At 63.5% G+C, this 15,520-nt stretch carries 18 protein-coding genes and 1 pseudogene; 11 read left to right on the top strand and 8 right to left on the bottom strand.

All coding sequences use genetic code 11. From position 1 onward, the window contains the following. Window positions 1–649: 649 nt before the first annotated feature. The 3 genes from OVA21_RS18890 to OVA21_RS18900 all read right to left on the bottom strand — a co-directional run bounded on the left by OVA21_RS18890 (window position 650) and on the right by OVA21_RS18900 (window position 2,822). Window positions 650–865, bottom strand: coding sequence for a toxin-antitoxin system HicB family antitoxin (locus OVA21_RS18890; RefSeq protein WP_326493483.1), 216 nt, complete (start codon window positions 863–865; stop codon window positions 650–652). A 521-nt stretch (window positions 866–1,386) separates the two neighbouring features. Continuing rightward, window positions 1,387–2,169: a ParA family protein gene (locus tag OVA21_RS18895; RefSeq protein ID WP_163377213.1), complete on the bottom strand. Its 783-nt coding sequence runs from the start codon at window positions 2,167–2,169 to the stop codon at window positions 1,387–1,389. 419 nt (window positions 2,170–2,588) lie between these two features. Beyond that, window positions 2,589–2,822, bottom strand: coding sequence for a hypothetical protein (locus tag OVA21_RS18900; RefSeq protein ID WP_163377214.1), 234 nt, complete (start codon window positions 2,820–2,822; stop codon window positions 2,589–2,591). A gap of 261 nt (window positions 2,823–3,083) precedes the next feature. Between OVA21_RS18900 and OVA21_RS18905 the strand changes: the two genes are divergently transcribed. Further along, entirely contained in the window at window positions 3,084–3,329 is a 246-nt protein-coding gene (locus OVA21_RS18905) for a helix-turn-helix domain-containing protein (protein ID WP_163377215.1), read from the top strand. 203 nt (window positions 3,330–3,532) lie between these two features. Here OVA21_RS18905 and OVA21_RS18910 read toward each other — a convergent pair whose 3' ends face one another. Together OVA21_RS18910 and OVA21_RS18915 are read right to left on the bottom strand one after the other, a co-directional pair. Continuing rightward, window positions 3,533–3,790 carry a type II toxin-antitoxin system RelE family toxin gene (locus OVA21_RS18910; protein WP_268093199.1) on the bottom strand — a complete coding sequence of 86 codons (258 nt, stop codon included), beginning with the start codon at window positions 3,788–3,790 and terminating at the stop codon, window positions 3,533–3,535. A 21-nt stretch (window positions 3,791–3,811) separates the two neighbouring features. Further along, entirely contained in the window at window positions 3,812–4,057 is a 246-nt protein-coding gene (locus tag OVA21_RS18915) for a type II toxin-antitoxin system prevent-host-death family antitoxin (RefSeq protein ID WP_268093200.1), read from the bottom strand. Between the two features lie 295 nt (window positions 4,058–4,352). Between OVA21_RS18915 and OVA21_RS18920 the strand changes: the two genes are divergently transcribed. The 3 genes from OVA21_RS18920 (at window position 4,353) to OVA21_RS18930 (ending at window position 7,320) form a co-directional block, all read left to right on the top strand. After that, window positions 4,353–5,489 (top strand): tyrosine-type recombinase/integrase, encoded by a 1,137-nt coding sequence (locus tag OVA21_RS18920; protein WP_268091518.1) that lies wholly within the window; start codon window positions 4,353–4,355, stop codon window positions 5,487–5,489. Then, the gene (locus OVA21_RS18925) at window positions 5,482–5,835 is read left to right on the top strand and encodes a helix-turn-helix domain-containing protein (protein ID WP_168547789.1); all 354 of its coding nucleotides are present in this window, start codon (window positions 5,482–5,484) and stop codon (window positions 5,833–5,835) included. The genes OVA21_RS18920 and OVA21_RS18925 overlap by 8 nt, the downstream gene beginning before the upstream one ends. A gap of 75 nt (window positions 5,836–5,910) precedes the next feature. Beyond that, the gene (locus tag OVA21_RS18930) at window positions 5,911–7,320 is read left to right on the top strand and encodes a Fis family transcriptional regulator (RefSeq protein WP_326493455.1); all 1,410 of its coding nucleotides are present in this window, start codon (window positions 5,911–5,913) and stop codon (window positions 7,318–7,320) included. 209 nt (window positions 7,321–7,529) lie between these two features. Here OVA21_RS18930 and OVA21_RS18935 read toward each other — a convergent pair. Together OVA21_RS18935 and OVA21_RS18940 are read right to left on the bottom strand one after the other, a co-directional pair. Then, window positions 7,530–7,628: pseudogene (locus OVA21_RS18935) on the bottom strand (Lsr2 family DNA-binding protein); the annotation flags it as partial. Between the two features lie 37 nt (window positions 7,629–7,665). Next, the gene (locus OVA21_RS18940; protein WP_268093201.1) at window positions 7,666–9,795 is read right to left on the bottom strand and encodes a DUF262 domain-containing protein; all 2,130 of its coding nucleotides are present in this window, start codon (window positions 9,793–9,795) and stop codon (window positions 7,666–7,668) included. Window positions 9,796–9,905: 110 nt separating this feature from the next. On the opposite strand from OVA21_RS18940, the gene OVA21_RS18945 reads away from it, so the two are divergent. The 4 genes from OVA21_RS18945 to OVA21_RS18960 all read left to right on the top strand — a co-directional run bounded on the left by OVA21_RS18945 (window position 9,906) and on the right by OVA21_RS18960 (window position 13,184). Beyond that, window positions 9,906–10,145 carry a hypothetical protein gene (locus tag OVA21_RS18945; protein ID WP_268093202.1) on the top strand — a complete coding sequence of 80 codons (240 nt, stop codon included), beginning with the start codon at window positions 9,906–9,908 and terminating at the stop codon, window positions 10,143–10,145. A gap of 215 nt (window positions 10,146–10,360) precedes the next feature. Then, the gene (locus OVA21_RS18950; RefSeq protein ID WP_268093203.1) at window positions 10,361–10,930 is read left to right on the top strand and encodes a DNA-binding protein; all 570 of its coding nucleotides are present in this window, start codon (window positions 10,361–10,363) and stop codon (window positions 10,928–10,930) included. 752 nt (window positions 10,931–11,682) lie between these two features. Beyond that, window positions 11,683–11,832 carry a hypothetical protein gene (locus OVA21_RS18955; protein ID WP_268093204.1) on the top strand — a complete coding sequence of 50 codons (150 nt, stop codon included), beginning with the start codon at window positions 11,683–11,685 and terminating at the stop codon, window positions 11,830–11,832. Between the two features lie 159 nt (window positions 11,833–11,991). Next, a protein-coding gene (locus tag OVA21_RS18960; protein ID WP_268093205.1) for an IS3 family transposase occupies window positions 11,992–13,184 on the top strand; the annotation gives its coding sequence in 2 pieces (ribosomal slippage) (window positions 11,992–12,276 and window positions 12,279–13,184; 1,191 coding nt in all). On the opposite strand, the gene OVA21_RS18965 is transcribed toward OVA21_RS18960, so the two are convergent. After that, entirely contained in the window at window positions 13,172–13,627 is a 456-nt protein-coding gene (locus OVA21_RS18965; protein ID WP_268093206.1) for a Fic/DOC family protein, read from the bottom strand. The two genes, OVA21_RS18960 and OVA21_RS18965, sit on opposite strands and share 13 nt — an antisense overlap. A gap of 174 nt (window positions 13,628–13,801) precedes the next feature. On the opposite strand from OVA21_RS18965, the gene OVA21_RS18970 reads away from it, so the two are divergent. From OVA21_RS18970 to biuH, 3 genes are all read left to right on the top strand, one after another. Further along, window positions 13,802–14,281 (top strand): GntR family transcriptional regulator, encoded by a 480-nt coding sequence (locus OVA21_RS18970; protein ID WP_268093207.1) that lies wholly within the window; start codon window positions 13,802–13,804, stop codon window positions 14,279–14,281. Next, a complete protein-coding gene (locus OVA21_RS18975; protein WP_268093208.1) occupies window positions 14,163–14,468 on the top strand; it encodes an FCD domain-containing protein in 306 nt (101 codons plus the stop codon). The genes OVA21_RS18970 and OVA21_RS18975 overlap by 119 nt, the downstream gene beginning before the upstream one ends. Before the next feature lie 194 nt (window positions 14,469–14,662). Continuing rightward, window positions 14,663–15,388, top strand: coding sequence for a biuret amidohydrolase (gene biuH, locus OVA21_RS18980; RefSeq protein WP_268093210.1), 726 nt, complete (start codon window positions 14,663–14,665; stop codon window positions 15,386–15,388). Window positions 15,389–15,520: the final 132 nt, after the last annotated feature.

Genomic DNA, 15,520 nt, shown 5'->3' on the forward strand with positions numbered 1-15,520 from the left:
CAGCGGGCCCCGGTCCAGCGAGGGCCACGCGGCGCTGAAAGCGTCGATGAGCGGTGCCAGGCGGTGCGCGGAGACGGCGGTGCTCAGCCGGATCCATACGTGGTATCCCCCAGCAGGTCCTGACGAGCACACCAGGTGCTCGATGCCCGCGGCAGTTAAGGCAGATGTGCACGCTGCGAGGTCTTTGTCCGCGGTTGAGCCGGCATGGTGGGCGTCGAAATCGAGGGCGAGGAGCCGAAACTTGCCCGATTCATCGGTCAAGTGCAGCGCGAAAGGTGTCCCCTCCCCCGGCACTCCGTCGGTGAGACGTCGCGTGACGGCGAAGGTATGCGCCTTGTGCGAGTCGACACGCACATACGGGCGCGGACTCCACGCGCACACCACAGAGTCCCACCACCAGGTGGAATCTCGGGTTGTGAGGTTATCGAGGTCAGAGCGAGACACGCCGATCGGATCGACTGGACCATCCGATGGGTATGACTTACTCTGAGAGGTGCCTGGAAGCACAGCTCTCCTAATTGGTGAGCAACACCGAGTTTGAGCGCCAACTCGAACTCTCGACTTTCGATCCCGGTCCACCGGCCAGTGGGCCGGGATCAGTCATTTGGGGCTGCGTGATCTTCATTTGTCAGTCATGTTGGTGACTACTTCACGCTGGGATCGCCTCCTGGTCATCGAAACTCGACACCGCTTCGGGCATGCCGAGATGGGCCGCGGCGACTTCGGCTACGTACTGGTTCATAGAAATGCCTCGCGCTTTAGCTTCGCGTCGAAGCGCATCGTAAACGTCTGAAGGTACGCGGACTGTCATCCGTGTCCGCTCCCCTAGGGCTGGTCTGCCAGGCCCAGTACGTGAGGTCGCCATGACGACAAAGTTGGCATGCCTGACGTCAGAAATGGGTACGACACGCTCACGACGTCAAATATTGCATTGATAGCGGACGGGTTGGTCGGCGGACGTCGTCGCTGACCGCTGGTGACGTCCGCCATCCTCGCCTGGATCCTCGTGTGCTCGTCTCTCTACTTCCATCACGTCCTGTCGTGGCGGCGCAGGAGCACGAAGAGCGATCTCCTACTAGCCGGAACTGCCCAATCAGCAGTTCTTTGATTCCAAGTACTCAACGATCGCATTGTCGGTAATCGAAGCAATGCTAATGGTTCGATCACCGGTCTCGTACCGCAGTTTGTCGACGGCGCGTAGCAGCCGTGCTTTGGTTGACGGGCGCAGCCGGACGTTGTGCTGTTCGGTCAGCCGCTCCTGCTCCCGAGCGTTCGAAGGCTCTGGCGGCAGAGCTGCACCTTCCGGTCGGGAAGCCGGAGTGGGCCTCTCAGGCAAGTCGGCTGCGGGGTGTGCAACCCGTCGAATTGCGGGTTCGCGCTGAACGCTCATGCTGGGGATCTTTCGAGGTCGAGTTCCAGCTCCGAAAGTAGGTCTGTATATGCGACCTGGAGAGCCAATGACTTGCCACCCGCAAACTCGTGGATGGGCGTGTGCGTGCTATGGGCATCTTGACGGGCGGCAAGCTCCGGTATGGCGGTTCTCGCGACTAGATCTCCATAAGTGTCGCGCAGTTCGCGTTCGCGGAACTGGTGCTCCCCCGTCGCGCGTCGCCGGCTAAGGACAATCTTGTCCAGGACGAGTCGGGGGTTAGGCCGCCGTTGAACATTGCGGATCGTCTCTTGCAGGTTCTCGATACCTCGAACGCTGTCGATGGTTGGTTCAGTGACGGCGATGACTCCGTCGGCGGCGCACAGAACGGCAAAGAGCAACTTCCCCAGTGACGGGGGGCAATCGAAGAGAACTGCGGTGTACGCGGACAGGTCGAGCCCCTCAAACGCGATGTCGAGGCGGAAGATTAGATCGTTGGAGCCATCTGACTCGATGTTGGCTAATGCCTCGTCAGAGGGGATGAGGTCAACTCGGTCCCAGGGCGTGGCGATGACCGCATCGGCTGCAGTTCCAGGGGCCGTCCGGTTCATAAGGTCAAATGTGGTCTTCATCCCCTCCGTAACCTCGATACCGAGTCCTGTGGTGGAGTTTCCCTGCGGGTCAACGTCTACAACTAGAACATTCAGTCCCTTATTGCTCAGAGCGCTCGCTAGACCTAGCGTCGTGGCAGTTTTTCCGACTCCGCCCTTCTGATTGCAGAGGGCTAGCTTGCGGACCATTTGCGTTCCTCCCTAAGTGTCGACCAACTTGTGGCGGGCACTAGCTGGCTGGACAACTGTGATTCTTGAGTCGCATGCGGCAAGTCAGTTCAAGCAACGCTACTACTTGTAGCTCGCTTAGCGAGAGCGACTCGCGGAGCTATGAGTGCCGGCATGTCTATAAGAGCTACACCAGGCAGCAGTGCTAGCAAAGCGAGCAACGCTCGGATAGCTCGCGTAGGGTCCTGCGTGATCGCCTCCTTGACGTGCATGAACCGTGGCGCCAATGAGATAGCAAGCATAGCTATCAAAGCGGTGACAGCTATGGCGTCATTGCAACGCCGCCGGGTGGGGGCGGCCGCCGCTTTCTTGTGAGTGTTGATTCCCGCCAACGCGCTACGCGGTCGCTATGGAAGGTCGACCAGCGCCGCAATCTCACATCAGGGGACGAGGGGGTCGCTGTCGGGGAATGTCTGGATATGGACGCGACGTTTGGCGTCCCAGGCGAGCTGCCCCAGGTCGTGCAGGACATTCATAGAAGCGATGTAGGTTTCGACAGATTCACCAGTGAGGGCGACGACGTCGGCAGGGATGATTGAGCTGACCCGACCACTGTCGGCTTGCCACCTAACAGGTTCGGTGAGTAAGTAGTCCAGGGCGTCAGCGGTCGTCATCCCGGGTAGCCGTTCGGCGAGCAGTCGTGCAGCAGCGCGGTACTCCCAGATTGGAACAGTGAGTTGCACTCGAGGTGCCGCACTGGGGGAGTCTGCAGACTTCGTGACTCTTTTCGTTCGCCGCTGCTTCTTCGCTGCCGAGTTGTGCTGGCGGGAGCGTCGCTGCTTGCCCACTTGAGTCCTTTCCGTTCATTGAGATTCGCCCTCGATGATACTTATAGTCTGTAGCCTTATAGTCATCAATGGCCTGAAGTGGCAGGTATGCGTGATGACGAAGTCTTGGGCGAGTTTGGGCGCCGGATCCGGTGCACTCGCCAGGAGGCCGGGTTGTCACAGGAAGAGTTGGCGCACCGCGCAGGCCTGCACCGGACTTACATTGGGTCGGTCGAGCGCGGTGAACGCAATATTGGGCTACTGAATATTGCCGCCCTTGCCACGGTGCTGCAGGTAGACGCAGGCAGTTTCGTGAGCGGGTTGCGGCGTTCCAGTGCCGGCTCAAGTAATTGATCCGTTGCTCGAGGTCGACGAGCCTAGCCGTCCTCGAGCAGCGCTCTCGCCGCCGAAAAACAGGCGACGGCGCGATCTCTCACCGCCCCGGGCTGAGGTGCTCAGTGGAGAGACTGACTTGCGAACTTTGCGTAACGCGACTTATCGGCCCCGGCAGGCAGTGCGTCCCCTCATGCCCGGCGTCGACTCGGCGGGGGATGAGGTCACTTGTATACGTCGCCGCGGTGCCCGATGCGCAGCACGAGCACAACGAGGGCGTCGTCCTCGACGTCGTAGATGATGCGGTAGCTGCCGACGCGAATGCGGAGCTCGCCGTCGCCTCCGACGAGCTGAATGGCGCCGGGCGGTCGCGGTGTCACTGCCAACGCCTCGATGGCGCGGACGATGCGTTTTTGCTCGGTGGGATGAACTTTGCGCAGAGCCTTCGCGGCGGAGGGTTTATAGGTGATCGAATAGGGCATCGGCGAGTCGGGCGCGGGCGTTTACAGGCCCAGTTCCGCCATGAGGTCCTCGTGCGAGACGCTGCCGTCCTCGCGGCGGGCCTCGGCTGCGCCGCGCACGTCGGCCTGATCTTCCAGAGCTTGTAGCGCGCGGTCGAAGAACTCAGGCGAGACGACAACGGCGCGCCGACGGCTGCCCCGGCTGAGAATCTCGACCGGCGCCCGCTGCGCGGCGTCGAGTACTTCGCTCTGATGTGCGCGGAAGTTGCTGAGTGTCGTGGTCACCATGCCCTGATCGTACATCTTGTACAACTGGCGGTCTAGTGGGCGCCCCACGTAGGAGGTAGATCGCTCCACCCCCGTGACCTGGACGCTTGACGGAATCCGCATTATCGGCGCTTAACTCTCGGGGGTTCCGGTAGGTGCGGTTACTGCCGTCTACCTGCGATGATTGGGTTTGTGCTGGTGGGTGCCGGGTTTGGCTGGTGCAGTGTCGACGCCGCGGATGTGATGCTTGTGCGTCGGTCCAGCGTCCCGTAGGTTTCTTGCATTAGATGCAGGTTTCCACGGGTCGGAGGTCGGCGTGGACGGTGTTCCTGGGTTCGTTCCGCGGCTGTTGCGCGACGGTGAGGTTGGCCTGTTCCGCGCCGAGGACCGCGTGTTTGAAGCAATGGTCGAGGGTTGGCGGGCGCAGATGCTGGCGCGTGGGCTGACGAGAGCGACGATCGACGGGCGCTGCGGGGTGCTGCGCCGGTTCCAGGAGTTTGCGGGGACGTTCCCGTGGTCGTGGCGACCGGTCGATCTGGATGACTACATGGCTGGGCGGCGCTCGGGTGAGAAGCCGGTGAGCTGGACGACGCTGCGTTCGGACAGCAATGCCATCGCGATGTTCTGTGCCTACGTCTCGAGCTCGAGCTACGGGTGGGGTGCGCTGTGCCAACGGGTCTTCGACGATGTTCCGGCCCAGATCGCGTTCGAGTGGAACACCCCGCGGCACACCTGCGAGGATGCTGTTCCGGCCGGGCGCCGGGCCTTTACGGCCACGGAGCTGCAGAGACTGTTTGATGACGTGGACGACCGGGTCGATCGTGAGTTCGCTGCTGGGAGTAAGCGCTGGCTGCCCCTGTTGCGGGACTCGATCGCGTTCAAGGTCTGCTACGCCTATGGGCTTCGGCGTCGCGAGGTGGCGATGTTGGACGTGCAGGATTTCGGCCCCAACCCGCATGTGCCTGCGTACGGCGACTTCGGCGCGGTGACCGTCCGGTGGGCCAAAGGCACCGCCGGGTCGGGGCCGCGACGACGAACCGTGTTGACGGTCCCGGAGTTCGACTGGGTGGTTGACCTGCTCCGATTCTGGATCACCGAGCGTGGTCGAGCGCATTTCGCTACTGCTGACCGCTCGGCGGCGCTATGGCCGAGCGAGCGCGCCGAGCGGATAAGAGTGGGTAGCTTGAGTGATGCCTTCGCCGCCGCCCGCGAGGGTGCCGGCTTGCCGAAAGAGCTCGGACTGCACTGCCTGCGACATTCCTACGTCACGCACTTGATCGAGGCCGGCTACGACCCGGCGTTCGTGCAGACTCAAGTCGGTCATGCCTATGCGTCGGTCACCGGGCTGTACACCTCGGTCGGCGACGATTTCAAACAGAAGACCATTCAGCGCATGATCGCTTCGCGGCTGGACGGCCGCGGCAGGAAGCAGGACGGAGACGCTGATGGCTGAGCAACGACGCATCGGGTATCGCTGGAATCTGCGGACGATGATGGCGCAGCGCAACCTGTGGAAGAGCACCGAACTGGTGCCGTTGTTGAGGTCTCGGGGCATCAACCTGTCCGAGAGTCAGGTCTACCGGCTGGTGACCGGCACACCAGAGCGGATCCCGGCACGCACGTTCGCCGCGCTCTGCGACATCCTCGACTGCGAACCGGGTGAGCTGTTCGAACCGTTCGTGGAGATGCGGGCAGCAGCCACCGCGCAGGCGCCGGCCCGGCCGGAAGACCTGGGGGTGGCACCCGGCCAGCCGATCGCCCGCCGGGTGAGACTCGTCCGGGGCGACAACGAGGATTGACCGGTACCGATGGCCAGGCCCCGCAAACCCGACGATCCGGACCTACGTCGCGTGTGTCCGTGTGATCGCTGCGGCTTGGGCTACCCCCTTGTGGTCACCTGGGGCCCGGAGGACCAGATCTGCGGCTACTGCTACCAGCAGGCCAAACGCACCCGCGGCACCTGCGACTGCGGCCACATCGGCGTCTTACCGGGCCGAGTCCATGGGCGCCCGGCCTGCCGGGCGTGCGCCCAGATCACCCTCAACATCGATTGCGTGCGCTGCGGCGCCGAGGACGAGATCTACCGCGCCGGCCTGTGCTGGCCATGCGCACTGAGCGAGACCGTCGACGGACTGCTGACCAACCCGGACACCGGCACCATCGCCGAGAGGCTAATCCCCCTGGCGGAGGCATTGAAATCGATGAAACGCGCCAACAGTGGAATGACCTGGATCCGCCAGCGGCACGTCACCGAATTCCTGAACCAGCTGGCCTCCCTCCCGGAGCTCACGCACGAGGCGATCGATGCGCTCCCACGCTCGCGCACCCGCGACTACGTGCGCGGGCTCCTTGTCGAGCACGGTGTCCTGCCCCGACGCGACGAGCTGCTTGTCCGCTACCAAGACTGGGCGGACACAGCACTGGAGAGGCTGACCGAGGACACCCACCGGGCCGTCATTGACCGCTATGTCCACTGGCACCATCTGCGGCGCATGAACCAGATGAACCCCGTCCCCCACGGCACCTTCCTGCGCAGCAAGCAGACCGTCACCGTCGCGATCAACTTCCTCAACTGGCTCGGCGAGCGCGACATCACGCTCGCCGACGTCGGCCAGGGCGAGGTCGACGCCTGGATCGCCGGCGGGCCAACCACGCGACTGCTCATCGACCGGTTCCTCGGCTGGGCCATGGACACCAAAAACGCCCCACCAGGGCTCACCGTGCCCCGCCATCGCCGCGGTAACAGCACCAAACTCAGCGCCACCGAGCAAGGCGCCGCCCTAGATCGAATAGTGGACGGCGACACCCTGACCACACGCGACAAAGCCGCGGCGATTCTAGTCCTAGTCTTCGGCCAACAGATCCAGGATATTGCCGCCCTGACCTGGGACGACATCACCGTGACCGAAGATCTGACGACCATTACGCTCGGCAGCGGCCCGATCGCGTTGCCCACCCCGCTCGACGGGCCGTGGCGTGAACTCCTGGCCAACCCCGGCCACGACCAGACCGCCGCTCACCCGAGAAGCAACTGGGTCTTCAGAGGGCATTCCCCCGGCCGGCACATCGACCCGATGCACCTACGCCTCCGGCTACGAGACCACCTCGTCAGCGCCCGCGCCGCCCGGCTCGGCACACTGCATGAACTCAGCAAAACCGCCCCGGCCGCCATCATCGCCGACGTCCTGGGCTATCACCCATCGACCATTGAGCGCCACGCCGTTGACGCGGCAGGTACGTACGCCGAATACATCGCCGCCGTACGTGAGCACTGCCAGAGGTGATTCTCCGAAAATCACCGAGCAATCGGTAACAGCGGAAACAGGTAACACGAAACAATTCCTGTTACCGGCGTGGAGAGTGCCACAGAGTAATTCGCCGCTCGAGAAACCGCGATCAGACCGCCTACTCCCGACTTACGAACACCCGTTCCTGCCAGCAACATATTGCCAGCTAGAGAACGGTTCTGGCGCCTGTCGTCGTTGTTGTGTGGCTAGTTGGCGGCTGCGTACGCGTCCATCACGTCGGCGGGAATGCGCGCGCGGTCGGAGACGTCGTAGTCATCCTCGTGAGCCCATTCGCGGACCGCTTCGGTGTCTGCGGACCGGACATATGCATCGGACCTGTGACTATCGCCTTCTTGCCTTAAGTGGGGTGGAGTGCCAAAGAACCTCTACTTCGGCCGTGCCCTGGGGGTTGCGATCCATCCACGCTTTCACTGCTCCGCCGCTTATCTGGCGGCGCCGGTAGTTCGAGGACGGGAGACTGGCAATCTGAGCGATAGTCAGTTCGGTGCCGGGTCGGTACTTCGTCACCACCTCATGGATGTGCGTGCCTACTTTCCCGAGGCTGGTCCCTCCTGGCGTCGCCCCTGCCGTACCGGGCGTCGTCACGGTAGGCGCGGATGCTGAGCCGACGCTGGCCGACTCAGCGCTAGTGCTTTCCCCGGGGTAGTTCCTCGACTGGACAGTAACTCCGTCGAGAGCTGAAGGGTCGGCTGCATGACGAGACGCGGGGGTGTCACTCCTGCGCGCGGCGATAGAGGGCTGGGAAGGTGTCTCGGTCGTGGATGACGATGAAATAGTCGAACCCGACCGGGCCGGACCGGGCCACAGCTCGATTATGCGTGATGCGAGCTCATCGGCCCGGCTGATGACTTCCTTCGTTCCCCAAACTTCCTGCTCCGCGATCTCCACGTTCAACGACAGCTTGCTCTGGCGCAGGATCGCGCGCTTCTCCGCAAAAACGCGGTTGCCCATCTCGCTGTTAGTGCCCGTGAGGGTCAAATTCCCGATCGAGTGAATGAGCACCTCAATATCCTGCCCCTGTTGCGGAACCACCGGAGCCTCCCACTTAGCGGGCCTGACCTGTGGAATGATGTGCTCGATGCTCATTCCGTCGGAAGCAATCAGGTCCAACTCCTTGTGGCCGAGGGATTCCTCCAGCGACAGCAGTACATGCCGCAACGTCGCGTTGCGGGCGATGTTGTACATGGGGACGCTGTAGACATTCTTTCGAATCTCCTCGTCGGTGGCCCAACGCCTTGACGGCTTCGAGAGGAACGTTCGGACCTGCGCTGCCACCGGCGCCCCGTCCACTATTTCATTCACCAGTTGGGTGAACGCTCTGTTCACTCCGGAGGCGGTGAGGCCGGACAGGGTACGCCGAACGAGAAATGACTCAGCAAATTTCAGTGCGATGGCGACGTCTTCTTCCTCGGCTCTCCCGCCATCCAACCTCTCAATCAAGCGGAGGGAGAGTGGGTGGGTCGTCTCATTGTCCAGTCGCTTCAAATTCCGAAGTTGCGCGGATACTCGCGGCCACGGGCACTTGGATGGATCGATGATCATAGCGAGGAAGGAACTCCGGCGCAGTAGGTCATCGACAAACCGTTCGATGTCCGCCTCGTCCGCAGCTCTTCTTTCAAGCCTAGTCTTTTGGGCCTGATATGTGCTCTTCTTGGACAAGCTGATAGAACCGCGCAGAACCATATCGAGGTACGCGAGGTGCTCGATTCTCTCTGATCCGATATTGTTTTCGATCCCCCGCCACTTGTGCTCATAGACAAATTCGGCCCTCGTGGGAAGGAGCATGAAGATGTGATTCCGGAGAAGATCGCCCTGGGTGAGTGACATCCCTTTGTCGTTCAGCGATTCGAAAATCCGATAGGCGTTGTCATCGTGCTGTAGGGAAATCGCTATGAACTCGAGACGGGTGTTCACGACAGTCAAGAGTTGGTCGAGTTCGCTTTCGCTGTAGCCTGAAATGGCTCCAGCGAATTGCGTGTAAGCAGCAGTTATCTCGCTTCCAGCCGGAGCTGGCTCGGACTTGAAGATCAAGTTCTTGATCGCTGAGCGGTCTGCCTGAGTGGGAAGTAACTTGTATACGAGATCGCCCGTCTCGTATTCGTTAATGAGCTGCTGGTTAGTAATCTGCCGAGCGCGTCGGTCCGACCCAAGTTGTTCAAACTTGTCTCTTATCGCAATGACGAGTATGTACAGTGACGTCAATCGCTGCTGACCATCGACGACGAGAGAGCGCTGCATCCCAGTCTGCGCTACTTCCACCGGAGGCGCTAGAACGAGCGAGCCGAGGAAGTGGTTCTCGGCGGAATCAACGTGCTCCCAGACTTCGTCGATGTCGTTAAGCAGAACCTGGCGGTGACGTTTCGCCCAACTGTACGGTCGCTGATACAGAGGGACGACGAACTGCCGCTCGCCGTTAAAGAGTTTCCGGAAGGTTGTCTGGTCGGCGTACATATGAGCATGTTAGCCCCGGTGATTCACGGGCCGGTGTGGCCGCTTCTGTCGAGTGACGGCGGGCTTGTTGTCGCGTGTGGGGTGTGCGGGGGTGCCGGCCGGCGCTTCCGGTGGGCGGGTTTCCGGTCCTGGCCGCCACGCTGGCGGCCGCTCCCCTCGCCGGCGGCGTGCAGGCGCTGGGCGTGCACTACTTCTCTAAGCACGGCACGCACTGGTCCTGCTGGGCGGTGTGGCTGCGCGACGATGTTCCCGGGGCTTTGGACGCTGGCCCGGGCCAGCCGGTCGCTCCGCCGGCCGACAATGCCGCGTTGGCAGCCGTGCTGGACCTCTACAACCTCACCGCTCGATAGCCTCAGCCCGCCTTCGCCGCGCGCGCTCTGGCCGGCGCCCAGCGGCACCATCTGGCTCGTCGCCGAAGGCGTCCGCACCGACGGACACCCATTCCCCGCGGTCGCCGCGGGCATGCCTCGCCCGGACTACCCGCCGAACGCGGGATGCGGTAACCTCGGTAACAAGTAACGTTTCCGGTTACTCGTTACCGTGTACCCGAATCGGAGGGACTGTCATGTCGACGTCGGAGAAGATTGCTCGCGCCTATGGGGTGCTCCTCGCGCGGGGCGAGAAGGTCACCGTGCGGGCCGTGCAGCGCGAAGCGGGGGTGCGGATCGGCGAGGTGGCCGCGTGGATGCGCGAGCATGCCGGCGGGGCGGCCGGAGATGTGCCGGCGGCGCCGGATCTGTCGGAGGCAATGTCGGCGATGGTGGCCTCGGTGTGGGCTGCGGCGTGGAAGCGGGCCGCGGAGCAGGCGGACGAGCAGGTCGCGGTGGCGCTCGATGCTGCTCGCGCGGGTGAGGCCCACGCCCTGGAGGCGGCCGAGCAGGCTGCTGCAGAGCGTGACGAGGCAGTCGCATCCCGCGACCGAGCACTCCGCGAGCTCAAGGGAATGCGCGACGAGCTCGAGCAGCTGCGCGGCCAGCTCGAGGAAACGCGCCAGGACGCCGCCGTCGCACGCGCCAAGGCCGAGGAGTCCGACCGGGCACGGGTCCGGGCGGAGGCAACCTCAGACACACTGCGGGAGGTCCTGGACTCGCTGCGCGAGGCCGCCCGCACGCCGGACCGGCCGGGCGAGTCCTAGCGGAGCTAGCCAGAGCACGGGGGCACTGACTGTCGGGGGGAGAAGTCACACTGACAGTAGGTCGACCGAAAATAGGTCGGCACGAGCCGCGCCCACGAATGGGTGCTCTGCTGCGAGCAGTCGGGCGGCAAGGGGGAGTCCTGATGTGGGATCTGACCACGGCGCTGCAGGCTACCGCGGTGGTCGCTGGCGGCGCCTTGGCCGTGCCTCCGCCTCGCGCGTGGGGCCGGTGGGTTCTGCGCATTGATTGGGCTGCTCGGTGTGCTGCAAGGCCGGACGTGGGCGCCGACGGTCGCGGCGCTGGGGCTGTTGGCGTGGTTCGTGGGTCATTGGTCGTTCGCGGTGCGACACGATGTGCGCTATCGGTCGGCGATAGCGCTGTGGGTGATCGATAGGACCCCGCTGCGGTGGACGATCCCGCGGTACTGGCAGCTGCGCCGCCAACGTCGAAGAACAGTGGCCCGCTGACACATCCTGACCGGTCCGCCAACGACAATGGCCCCGCCGCCCGGCGAGGCCATCTCTGCGGACGACTGTACTCCCAAGCTCTAGAACAGTGAGGGCGTGTCTGGGGGCGCGGCGTTGCCACAGGCGCGGGAGTACGCGCGCGCGTCCCAGCCGGAAGCGAGGGCGTCGCGAACAGCCACGGACCGGGCGTGGCGGTTGGTGTGTTGATCGGGGTTGCGGATGGCTCCGGTGCGACCACACGCGACGGCGTAGCCCAGGTTTGCTGACTGGGTAGAGGCGACGACATGCCCCGGGTCGACACGCACGCACAGGGGTTCGTTGCAGCGGTGTTCGGCCACCACGCCCTCGGCCAGTTGGCCGGCGAGCAGGAGCGCGAATCGGTGCCCGGACTCGGTTCGACTGACCCCACCCGACCTCCACGTCAGGACTGGTAGCCGGTAGGTATTCCGAATGTGCACTATTCGATTGGCGTGGCGAGCCACTCGTCGAAGGTGGCGGGTCAGTCTCCAAGCGTTTGCTAGGGGGGGACTGCTGCACGAATAGGTGACATCTGATCTGTGGTGCCGAACGGTGCCGCTGGAAGGATGTATACCGTGCCAAAGCCGTACCCCAAGGAGTTCCGCGACGACGTCGTTCGCGTCGCAAGGAGCCGTGAGCCGGGCGTCCACCTGAAGCAGATCGCCGCCGACTTCGGCATCAGCGAGTCGTGCCTGACGAACTGGATGAAGACCGCCGACGTCGAGGACGGCAAGAAGCCCGGCACGACGTCAACCGAGAACGCCGAGCTACGGGAGGCGCGGAAGCGGATCCGGCTGCTCGAGCAGGAGAACGAGGTCCTTCGCCGCGCGGCCGCCTACCTCTCGCAGGCAAACCTGCCGGGAAAATGATGTACCCGCTCGTCCGAGAGCTGGCCGGTGACGGTGTCCCCGTCACGGTGACGTGTCGGGTGCTCAAGATCGCTCGCCAGCCCTACTACCGCTGGCTCGCGCAGCCGGTCACTGACACCGAGCTCAAGGAGGCCTACCGCGCCAACGCGCTGTTCGAGGCCCACCGCGACGATCCGGAGTTCGGCTACCGGTTCCTCCTCGACGAGGCCCGAGATGCCGGCCAGTCGATGGCAGAGCGGACCGCGTGGCGGATCTGCTCGTCCAACGGCTGGTGGTCGGCGTTCGGCAAGCCCAAGAAGGGCAAGGCGAAGAAGCCCGGCTCACCGGTCCACGACGACCTGTGCGCCGTGCTCGACAAGCACGGCGTGATCCGGCACGTCTTCGAAGCGGGCGCTCCGAACGAGCTGTGGATCGGCGACATCACCGAACACAAGACCGCAGAGGGCAAGCTATACCTCTGCGCGTTCAAGGACGTCTATTCCAACCGGATCGTGGGCTACTCGATCGACTCCCGGATGAAGTCCCGGCTCGCGGTCGCCGCGCTCAACAACGCCGTCGCCAGGCGTGGCGATGCGGCCGGCTGCGTAGTCCACACAGACAGAGGTAGCCAGTTCCGAAGCAGGAAGTTCGTCCACGCCCTCAACCGCCACAGCATGGTCGGATCCATGGGCAGGGTCGGCGCCGCCGGCGACAACGCAGCCATGGAGAGCTTCTTTGCGCTGCTGCAGAAGAACGTCCTCGACCGCCGTACCTGGGCCACCCGCGAAGAGCTGCGGATCGCGATCGTGACATGGATCGAGAGGACCTACCACCGCCGACGTCGACAAGCCGCTCTCGGCCGGTTGACCCCCATTGAGTTCGAGACCATCATGACCACGCCAGCCACTCAGGCTGCGTGACCCAACCTGTCACCTACTCGTGCAGCAGTCCCGATCACCGTGAACATCTCCTGCAAGGCAGCGAGGTCATGGTCTTCGGCTGCGGCCCGGGACGCAGCGTCGTTGAGTGCCCCAGTGATCTGGGTCCAGTCCAACCACCAGCCGGCGGCTACCGCCAGACGATCGAAGAAGAAGCGCTGGGTGCGCCCGTTGCCCTCCCGGAACGGATGCAGATAGTTGACCTGGTCATAGTGATAGGCCAACCGTTCGATGAACCGGTCCCGATTCAGGTGCTGCAGGTAGCGGTCCTGGCGGAGCTGATCGAAGACGAAACCGGCCGAGCGGGGGATCATCGACACCGGCAGGAACGGCTGCGCCCCCGGGACCCTCTTGCGCAGATCCACAGTGCGCAGCTGCCCCGCCCAGGGATAGACGTCCTGGAACAGGTGAGGGTGAATGGACAAAGATTTACTGGTCAAGGAGATGGGTGCCTGTGTCCGGGAGGGTGGCACCAAAGCGTGAGCCTGAGGATGTGTGAGGCGGGTTTTACCCGAACGTCACCTGAGAAGCCGACGGCTGAAACACGGTGATTTGTAGTGTGTGATCACAGACAACAACAGAAGGGAGGCGGCTAGCGCATGATTGAGAGCTCCCCCATCCAGGTCACGAGTGTGAGTCAAGAGGTGTATCACCGGCTGCGGCGGATGATCACCTCGGGCCAGCTGCATCCGGGTACTGCAGTGACGTTGCGTTCCCTGGGTGAGGCCTTGCACGTGAGCACCACTCCGGTCCGGGAGGCGCTACGCCGGCTGGAGTCAGAGGGTCTGGTGCAGTACGGGCGCCGCAGCGTGACCATTGCATCGTTGTCAGCCGAAGAGGTCTTCACGCTCTTCCAGATCCGGCTCCGCCTCGAGCAGCTCGCTGCCGAGTGGGCCTTGGAGAAGGTCACGGAGACGGACCTGGCAGAGATCGGCGAGATTTTGGAGCAGCTGGAAGCCAATGAAGAAAACCCGGACCAGTGGAGGGTCCTCAATCAGGAATTTCCACCGCAGGTTCTACGACTGTGCCGACAGTGCTCACCTGCTGGAGTACATCGGGCAGGTCTGGATGCAGATTGAGCCCTATATGGCCATCTACGCCTCCAGTAAGAGCGACCACCGGGACTCGAACATCGAGCACCGCCAGATCTTCGCGGCGATCACCACCCGTGACCTCAACGCTCTGCTGGTACTTACCAGCAGGCATCTAAACCGGACCGCCGACCAGATCATCCATGAACTGCGGCAGGTCGACAGCTCCACGTGAGTTCCTGACCCGCTCCGTTCGACCATTCTGAGTCGTTCCGGTACCGGGACGACGGGTCACCGACCACACCCATGTGCGCCCTGCGCCCGGCCAGGCACTGGCCGACCCCAAGGGCGAGACGCCCCAACTGTGAAGCCGCTCAGCGCTGCCCGCTGTGCTGATGCGGCACGCCCTGTTTAAAGGAGGATCCTGCTGTGCCTACTGTTGACGCCCACCCCTATCAGTGGCCCTACGACGGGCGGGTCGACCCGTCCCGCACCGCGGTGCTGTGCATCGACTTCCAGATCGACTTCTGCGGTCCCGGTGGTTATGTGGACGCGATGGGCTATGACCTGGCCCTGACCCGTCGTGGTCTGCAGCCCACTGCCCGGGTCCTGGAGCAAGCCCGCCGGCTGGGGATGCTGGTCATCCACACCCGAGAAGGTCACCGTCCTGATCTGAGCGATCTGCCCGAGAACAAGCGGTGGCGCTCGGCTCAGATCGGCGCTGAGATCGGCTCCGAGGGTCCCATGGGGCGGATTCTCGTCCGCGGCGAACCGGGGTGGCAGATCGTGCCCGAGGTCGCTCCCGTGAAGGGCGAGCCCGTGGTGGACAAGCCCGGCAAGAGCGCCTTCTACGCCACCGACCTGGAACTGTTGCTGCACCGCAACGGGATCACCCATCTGATCGTCACGGGTATCACTACCGACGTGTGCGTGCACACCACCATCCGTGAGGCCAACGACCGCGGGTTCGAGTGCCTGCTGCTCTCGGACTGTTCCGGAGCCACAGCCCAGGCCCACCACGAGGCGGCGTTGTCCATGATCGAGATGCAGGGCGGAGTCTTCGGTGCCCACACCACGTCCGAAGCATTGCTGGCTGTCCTGGGCGAGCTCACTCCCGCCCTTGCCCCCACCCAGCTCAGCACCGCGGTGCACTGACCCTGCAGGTATGTCCCGGTTAGTACGCCACCTGGCAGGTCCGCAGGTCATGCCCGGCGAAGATCTGCTGCCTGCAACAGATCCATTCGCCCCACCTTCCGCTCCACCCCGGCTGTGACAGCCACATTTGCC

Origin of the sequence: Dietzia sp. SL131, assembly GCF_026672565.1 — a bacterium.
Classification (GTDB): domain Bacteria; phylum Actinomycetota; class Actinomycetes; order Mycobacteriales; family Mycobacteriaceae; genus Dietzia; species Dietzia kunjamensis.